At 73.8% G+C, this 6,917-nt stretch carries 9 protein-coding genes; 5 read left to right on the top strand and 4 right to left on the bottom strand.

Translation table 11 applies throughout. From position 1 onward, the window contains the following. Window positions 1-473: universal stress protein (locus E1284_RS02425; RefSeq protein ID WP_279433013.1), on the bottom strand; the 473-nt coding region annotated here is incomplete at its 3' end. 200 nt (window positions 474-673) lie between these two features. Here E1284_RS02425 and E1284_RS02420 point away from each other — a divergent pair. From E1284_RS02420 to E1284_RS02410, 3 genes are read left to right on the top strand one after another with little or no spacing between them, the layout of a single operon-like run. Beyond that, a complete protein-coding gene (locus tag E1284_RS02420) occupies window positions 674-1,117 on the top strand; it encodes a universal stress protein (protein WP_165965097.1) in 444 nt (147 codons plus the stop codon). Between the two features lie 29 nt (window positions 1,118-1,146). Next, window positions 1,147-1,833 (top strand): CBS domain-containing protein, encoded by a 687-nt coding sequence (locus tag E1284_RS02415; protein WP_131936536.1) that lies wholly within the window; start codon window positions 1,147-1,149, stop codon window positions 1,831-1,833. A 5-nt stretch (window positions 1,834-1,838) separates the two neighbouring features. Beyond that, on the top strand, window positions 1,839-3,296 hold the full coding sequence (locus E1284_RS02410) for a bifunctional aminoglycoside phosphotransferase/ATP-binding protein (protein WP_131936534.1): 1,458 nt from the start codon (window positions 1,839-1,841) through the stop codon (window positions 3,294-3,296). 67 nt (window positions 3,297-3,363) lie between these two features. Here E1284_RS02410 and E1284_RS02405 read toward each other — a convergent pair whose 3' ends face one another. From E1284_RS02405 to E1284_RS02395, 3 genes are all read right to left on the bottom strand, one after another. After that, window positions 3,364-4,374 (bottom strand): Acg family FMN-binding oxidoreductase, encoded by a 1,011-nt coding sequence (locus tag E1284_RS02405; RefSeq protein ID WP_131936532.1) that lies wholly within the window; start codon window positions 4,372-4,374, stop codon window positions 3,364-3,366. A gap of 129 nt (window positions 4,375-4,503) precedes the next feature. Next, entirely contained in the window at window positions 4,504-5,370 is an 867-nt protein-coding gene (locus E1284_RS02400) for a universal stress protein (RefSeq protein ID WP_131936530.1), read from the bottom strand. Further along, the gene (locus E1284_RS02395) at window positions 5,367-5,864 is read right to left on the bottom strand and encodes a flavodoxin domain-containing protein (RefSeq protein ID WP_131936528.1); all 498 of its coding nucleotides are present in this window, start codon (window positions 5,862-5,864) and stop codon (window positions 5,367-5,369) included. The genes E1284_RS02400 and E1284_RS02395 overlap by 4 nt, the downstream gene beginning before the upstream one ends. A gap of 146 nt (window positions 5,865-6,010) precedes the next feature. Here E1284_RS02395 and E1284_RS02390 point away from each other — a divergent pair, with 146 nt between their 5' ends. Continuing rightward, on the top strand, window positions 6,011-6,325 hold the full coding sequence (locus E1284_RS02390; RefSeq protein ID WP_131936526.1) for an SHOCT domain-containing protein: 315 nt from the start codon (window positions 6,011-6,013) through the stop codon (window positions 6,323-6,325). Window positions 6,326-6,393: 68 nt separating this feature from the next. After that, complete coding sequence (locus tag E1284_RS02385) at window positions 6,394-6,915, top strand: CBS domain-containing protein (protein WP_131936524.1); 522 nt, start codon at window positions 6,394-6,396, stop codon at window positions 6,913-6,915. Window positions 6,916-6,917 lie beyond the last annotated feature (2 nt).

Below are 6,917 nucleotides of genomic sequence, written 5' to 3'. Positions count from 1 at the left end.
AACCCCAGCGCCGCATCACCACCGGACGAACCGTCCACCCCGACCACCACCAGCCCATCACGCGGCGCCGCCGACCGCACCACCACCACCGGCCGATCCGCCCTGGCCGGCACCCGCAGCGCCACCGACCCCACGGGCATCTCCTCCGCCCCACGCGAACCCACCACGATCACCTCCGCGTCCCCCGCCACGCCCAGCAACGCCGGCGCCGCACTGCCGTCCCTCAACCGCCCGCGAACCGCCACACCCGGCGCCAGCTCCCGCGCAACCGCCACCCCATGATCAAGAAGGTGCTCGCCCATCCGGCGGACGATCGCCACCCCCTCGTAGTCGATGTGACTGATCGGGTACGGCCAGCGCCACGCGTGACACACCGTCAGCGGCAACCGCCGCAACAGCGCCTCCTCCACCGCCCACCGCAAAGCCAGCTCACTCTCGCCGGACCCGTCATAGCCCACCACCACATCGCTCATCACATACCTCCTCAACTCGTCCGAACCCCATCCCACCGCCGGACCGGCCACCGCCACAGAGCCGAAGGACCCCTTTCACCGGGACCTCCGCCGCGGCAGGACGCGGAATGAGGCCGAAGGTCCCGCACCTGCGGGGACGGTCGGCTCTGCCCCGCGCGCGGCCTCTGGGAGAGGCTCGAAGTGACTCAAGGAGGTCGTCGATGTGGGTCATGCCCGAGCACCGCTCCGTCGTCGTCGGGGTGGACGGCTCCCCCAACTCCATCGCCGCGCTGCACCGCGCCGCCCGTGAGGCGCTCGAGCGCCACGCGCGGCTCGACGTCGTCCGCGTGCTGGAGACCGACGGCGCGACGGCGCCGCCCCGGCTCGTGCGCACCGCACGCGAGTGGTCGCGGCTGCGCCGCCTGGTCGCCGGCTCCATCCCGCGCGCCCAGCACCTGAACACCCGGCTCCGCGTCGTCCGCGGCGCCCCCGGCGAGGCACTCGCCCGGGCGGCCGAGCACGCCGAACTCCTGGTCATCGGCGCCCGCGTGCACTCCGAGCACGGAAACCCGCTCGGCGGGGACACCGTCCCGGTCGTGCGCGAGCGCGCACGCTGCCCGATCGTGATCTGCGCCGACCACTCCACCGCGTCCGAGACCCCGTGAGCCCGCGTGAGAACCCCCAGGAGGACACCATGAAGCGCAGGACCGTCCAGGACGTCATGACCACGAGCGTTGTGACGGTGACCGAGCAGACCCCGTTCGCCGAGATCGCCGGAACCATGGCCGAGCACCGCATCAGCGGCGTGCCCGTGCTGGACGCCGCGCGCCGCGTGACCGGCATCGTCACCGAGGCCGACCTGCTCCGCAAGCAGGAGTACAAGGACGGCGGCGCCGCCCACCGGCCGCTGCGGGACAAGATCCGGCGCCACGCCGAGGCCGAGGCCAAGGCCGCGGCCGTGGACGCCCGGGGACTGATGAGCACACCGGTCGTCTCCGTCGCCCCGGCCACCTCCATCGCCCAGGCCGCCCGGCTGCTGAACGCCCGCGGGTTCAAGGCGATGCCGGTCATCGGCGAGGACGGCCGGCTCGCCGGCATCGTGGCACGCCGCGACCTGCTGCGCGTCTTCCAGCGCTCCGACGCCGAGATCCGCGACGAGGTCATCCGGGACGTCCTGATCACCAAGCTCTGGCAGGACCCCGCCGAAGTCGGCGTCCGCGTCCAGGAAGGGGTCGTCCACCTCACCGGCCACGTCGAGGTCAAGAGCCTCATCCCGATCGTCGTCCGGCTGACCGCCGCCACCGAGGGCGTCGTGGATGTCGTCCACACTCTCGGGTACGACCACGACGACACCCGCCCCACCCCCTACCCGAGAGCGTGAGGCCCGTGGACAACGCCGCCGTCAGCGAGACCCACATCGGTGTCGTCTTCTTCACCGGAGACCGCGCCTACAAGATCAAGAAGCCGGTGAGCCTGGGCTTCCTCGACTTCGGCACGCGGGAACTCCGCGAGCGCGCCTGCCATGAGGAGGTCCGGCTCAACCGGCGGTTCGCTCCCGACGTCTACCTCGGCGTCGCCGACGTGCACGGCCCCGGCGGCGACGTCTGCGACCACCTGGTCGTCATGCGCCGGATGCCCGCCGACCGCCGGCTCGCCACCCTGGTCACGGCGGGCGCACCGGTCCGGGACGCGCTGCGCGGCACCGCGCGCATCCTGGCGGCCTGGCACGCCCAGGCTCCACGCGGCCCCCATATCAGCGTCCACGGCACCCGTGACGCCGTCCAGGCACGCTGGCACGACAGCTTCGACCAGGTACGCCCGTTCCACGGCGACGTGCTCGACACCGCCGCGGCGGCCGAGATCGAGGCGCTCACCGACGAGTTCCTCGACGGCCGCGCGGCCCTGTTCGACGCGCGCATCGCCGAAGGCCGCGTCCTGGACGGCCACGGCGACCTGCTGGCCGGCGACATCTTCTGCCTGGACGACGGCCCCCGCATCCTGGACTGCCTGGAGTTCGACCGGGCACTGCGCAGCCTGGACGGGCTCGACGACGCCTCGTTCCTGGCCATGGACCTCGAACGCCTCGGCGCCCCCGACCTGGCGGAGTACTTCCTCAGCGAGTACGCCGCCCTCGCCGCCGACCCGGCGCCGTCCTCGCTGCGGCACCACTACATCGCCTACCGCGCGTTCGTGCGCGCCAAGGTCGCCTGCCTGCGCCACGCCCAGGGCGACCCGGACGCGGCCGCCGAAGCACGCGCCTACGCCGACGTCGCCCTGCGCCATCTGCGCGCCGGACGGGTCGGGCTGATCCTGGTGGGCGGCCTGCCCGGCACCGGCAAGTCCTCGCTGGCCGGGGCCCTGGCCGACCGGCTCGGCTGCCCGGTCCTCAGCAGCGACCGCGTCCGCAAGGAGCTCGCCGGGCTCGCGCCCCTCGACTCCGCCGCGGCCCCCTACGGCACCGGCCTCTACGCCCCGGAATGGAACGACCGCACCTACCGGGAACTCGCCGACCGCGCCACGAAACTGCTCCGGCTCGGCGAGACGGTCATCCTGGACGCGTCATGGACGTCGAAGGAGCAGCGCGACCTCCTCGCCCTGGTGGCCGAGCACGAACACGCGCATCTGTCGCCGCTGCGCTGCGAGGCCCCGCAGGCCCTCGCCGCGGAGCGGATCCGCACCCGCACCCGGGGCGCCTCCGACGCCGACGCCGCGATCGCCACCGCCATGCACGCGCACGCGGCGCCGTGGCCCGAGTCGAGTCCGATCGACACCGGCGGGACGCTGGACGACGCCGTCGAACAGGCGCTCGGCATCGTCCGGCCGCACGGCCCCGAACACGCCTAGCTCCGGCGATGGCGTTTCCGGGTTCCATGACGCACAGCGGGACGCCCGCCGCCGCCGTCCACCCGGGTCAGGTCTCCTCGGTCACTTCCTCGACCGGGCGGCGGACCGTTTCCAGCTCGTCCCCTTTGAGGACGCCGAGCCGCAGGAGCATCTGCGGGTACGCGCCGTTGCAGAACCGGTCGCGGATGAACACGCGCAGTTCCGGGACTTCGAGGGCCTGGGTGTGGAAGGCCGCTGCCAGGTCGCGTTCCGCGGCCCGCAGAAGGACGCGTTGCAGTGCCTGCCCCGCGCGCAGCCAGTCGGCGGGCCCATCACCGGCGGAGACCAGCAGCAGCGTCAGCCCGGCCAGGGCGGGCCCGCCCTCTCGGGTGCTCTGCGCGCCCCAGCCGTGGCCGCGAGCGAAGTCCCGGGCCGGGAAGTGCGGCCTGGTCTGCGGGACCTGCCGCGGGTAGGCGGCCTCCTGGACGCCGTCCGCCCGGGAGGTCCGGGGCGAGGGCGCCCAACGGGCGATCTCCGCCGCATAGGCCGGCGTGCGCTCCTGCACATGCTCGGCCGCCTCGGTCAGAGCCGCCAACGCCCCCTTGACATGAACGTCCACCGCCTCGACCAGCCGAGCCCCCTCACGCTCGGCGTCATGCCGCATGGCCGACAGAACCCCGGCGGGCACCGGATCGGGACCGAACCCGCCCCGATGGGTACGACGCCGCCGCACCTGCGCATGCTCACGCAAATCCCGCTGATCCGGCCGCTCCCCCGGCTCCAGATGGACATCCGCCAGAAGATGCGGCCGATCGGGATCGGGCAGCAGCCGCACACGCGGCTCGTACCCGAGCGCACGCAGCGAACTCCTCAGGGTGTACAGCGCCGCACCGCAGCTGATCAGCATCTCGCGGCCGTCCGGGTCGGCGACATCGAGACGGCGGTCGATATCCGCGCTCAGGCTGATCCGGGCCCCGCGCACCCCGAAGCGCCACGGCTGCGTGTTGTGCACCGAAGGGGCCCACACCGCGTCCTCGACGGCCTTGCGGGCATCCTCCGACATCTGCTCGGACGTATCGCCCACGTTGCTGTACCGCATGGTCACTCCCCTCCCAGGCCTGCTGTTCCATTCATGCCCCGTATGCCGGGCGACCTGCAGGGACGAAGGTCTGCCGCGCCCGGGACCTCCCGCACCGGCCGGGCGACGTCCACGCCCGGCGCGAGCCGCTCAGGGACGTCCGGGGACGATGGCGACCGGGCAGTGCGCGCGCAGCAGCATCGCCTGGCCGACCGACCCCAGCAGCAGCCCGGTGAATCCGCCGCGCCCGCGCGATCCCACGACCAGCAGATCGGCGTGCGCGGACGCCTCGGCCAGGACGTGCGCGGCCCTGCCGCGGACGGCCTCGGCCGCCACCTCCACGTCGGGGTACTTCGCCCGCCACCCGGCGAGCGACTCGGTGAGGAGGCGCTCCTCGTCGGCGGCGAGGATCCCGCGGTCGTAGACCGGCGGGAGCATGGCGCCGGGGCCGGTGGAGGCGGGATGCGTCCAGGCCAGCAGGGCCCGCAGCCGGACCCCGCGCACGGCCGCCTCCTCGAAGGCGAACCCGATCGCGTCGGCTCCGGCCGGCGACCCGTCGACGCCGACCGCGATCTCCCCGTGCCCGGACGTCCCTGCGCCCCGGACGATCACCGCGGGGCAGGGCACGTGCGCGGCGACCTGCATCGCCACCGATCCCAGCACGAGCCCGGTGAGACCGCCCGCGCCGCGCGGGCCGGTCACCAGCATGAGCGCGTCCCGGGTCCGCTCGATGAGCACCTTGGCGGGCTGCCCGCCGGTCTGCTCCCCCGTCACCTCCAGGCCGGGCACCCGGTCGCGGGCGCGGGCCGCGGCGGCGTCGACGATGGCCTGGCCGTCGCGCAGCATCTGCTCTCTGACCTGCGCCGCTCCCGGGTCGTCCGGGACGTCGAACAGCCACGGGGCGACGACGTACACCACGTGCAGCGGCGCGCCCCTGCGGCCGGCCTCGGCGGCGGCCCAGTCGATCGCGAGCAGGCTCGGCTCCGAGCCGTCCGCCCCGACGATGATCTTGTTCATACGGTGACCCTCCGCAGCTCGCGGGCGATGCCGGCGGCCCACGCGGCCACCTGGTCGCGGTCCCGGTAGTCGCCGCCCATCCGCTTGGCGATCTTGGACGCCATGAAGCCCTTGGCGTCGGGGGCCAGGCGTCCGCCGAAGGTGGCGTGGCCGCGGGCGTGCACCCGGCCGGCGAACTTGGCGACGCCCGGCACGGGGTCGATCACCCGGTCCCGCGCGGTGTCGTCCAGCGGGCCGCTGCTGAACAGCCACACCGGCCGGTGAACCAGGTCGTCGGCGTGGTGCCGGACGAAGCGGCGCGCCTCCCGGTGCCAGCGCCCCTCGTACAGCGCGCCGCCGACGACGGCGGCGTCGTACCGGTCCAGGTTCTGGACCTCTCCGGCGGGACGGACATCGGCCTCCACACCCGCCTGGCGCAGCGCGGCGCCGATCCAGTCGGCGATCTCGGCGGTTCCTCCGCGTTCGGAGGCGTACGCCACCAGTACTCGGATCATGACGACTCCTCGATGTCGGGCTCGCGCTCAGCCTCACCGATCCGAGGCGCCGTATTCAGGGGCAAGGGTCCGCCGATGCGCGGGACCTTCGGCCCTGGGTGCGCCCGGACCGGGGCCGCAGGCTGGAAGCAGAAGGAGGTGCGGTCATGAACATCGGATATGCCCTCGTGGCCGCCGCCCCCGGCGACGGCTGGGGACACATGGGAAACGGCGGCTGGTCCGGCTGGATGTGGCTGTGGGGGACGGCGATGGTCCTGTTCTGGGTCGTCGTGATCGGCGCGGCGGCATGGCTGGTCGTCCGAGCCTCGACACCCCGCCGCGGTGGCACGCCGAACGCCGGGACGGCGCAGCTGGAGCACGCCCGCGAGATCCTCGCCGAGCGTTACGCACGCGGCGAGATCGGCACCGAGGAGTACGAGGAGCGGCTGGCCAGGCTGCGCGGCCCCAACGTCCGCGCCTGACCCGTGCCGTCCCGGCAGGGACCGCACGCGCAGGGCCCGACAAGGCCGAGATCACCGGGAGGACGAGCATGACCGCGTACCCGCCGCTGGACCGGCGCCCCGCCGCCGACGTGATGACCCGGGACCTGCTCACCATCGCCGCGAGCGAGTCGGTGCTGATGGCCTGGGAGCTCATGTGCAGGGCCGAGGTGCATCATCTGCCCGTCGCCGATGACGAGGGCGGCTTCCTGGGCGTCGTCGACGCGCAGACGCTCACCTCGGCATGGAACGCCGCCGTCCCGCAGCATGCCCGCCGGCCCGTGACGAGCCTCCTGCCGTCCCGGCCGCCCGCGGCGGTGCGGCCGTCGGCCACCATCCGCGAGGCGGCGCGCGCCATGCTCGAATCCGGCACGGACTACGTGCCGGTCACCGACGACCACGGCGCGCTGGTGGGCCTGATCACCGCACGGGACCTCATCGGCGCACTCGCCGGACTGGAACGCGACATCGCCCCGCCCAGGGGCGGCATGCCGTCCCTCTACCGGATCGAACCGGTACTCCCGAGTTCCCCGCCGCCCCATCCGGGCCACAGCACCTTGCCACCCGGCTGAGC

The sequence above is a fragment of the Actinomadura bangladeshensis genome, assembly GCF_004348335.1.
In the GTDB taxonomy this organism is placed as follows: Bacteria; Actinomycetota; Actinomycetes; order Streptosporangiales; family Streptosporangiaceae; genus Spirillospora; species Spirillospora bangladeshensis.
Note: the sequence above shows the minus strand (reverse complement) of the source record. Positions and strands in the feature narration are given on the sequence as shown.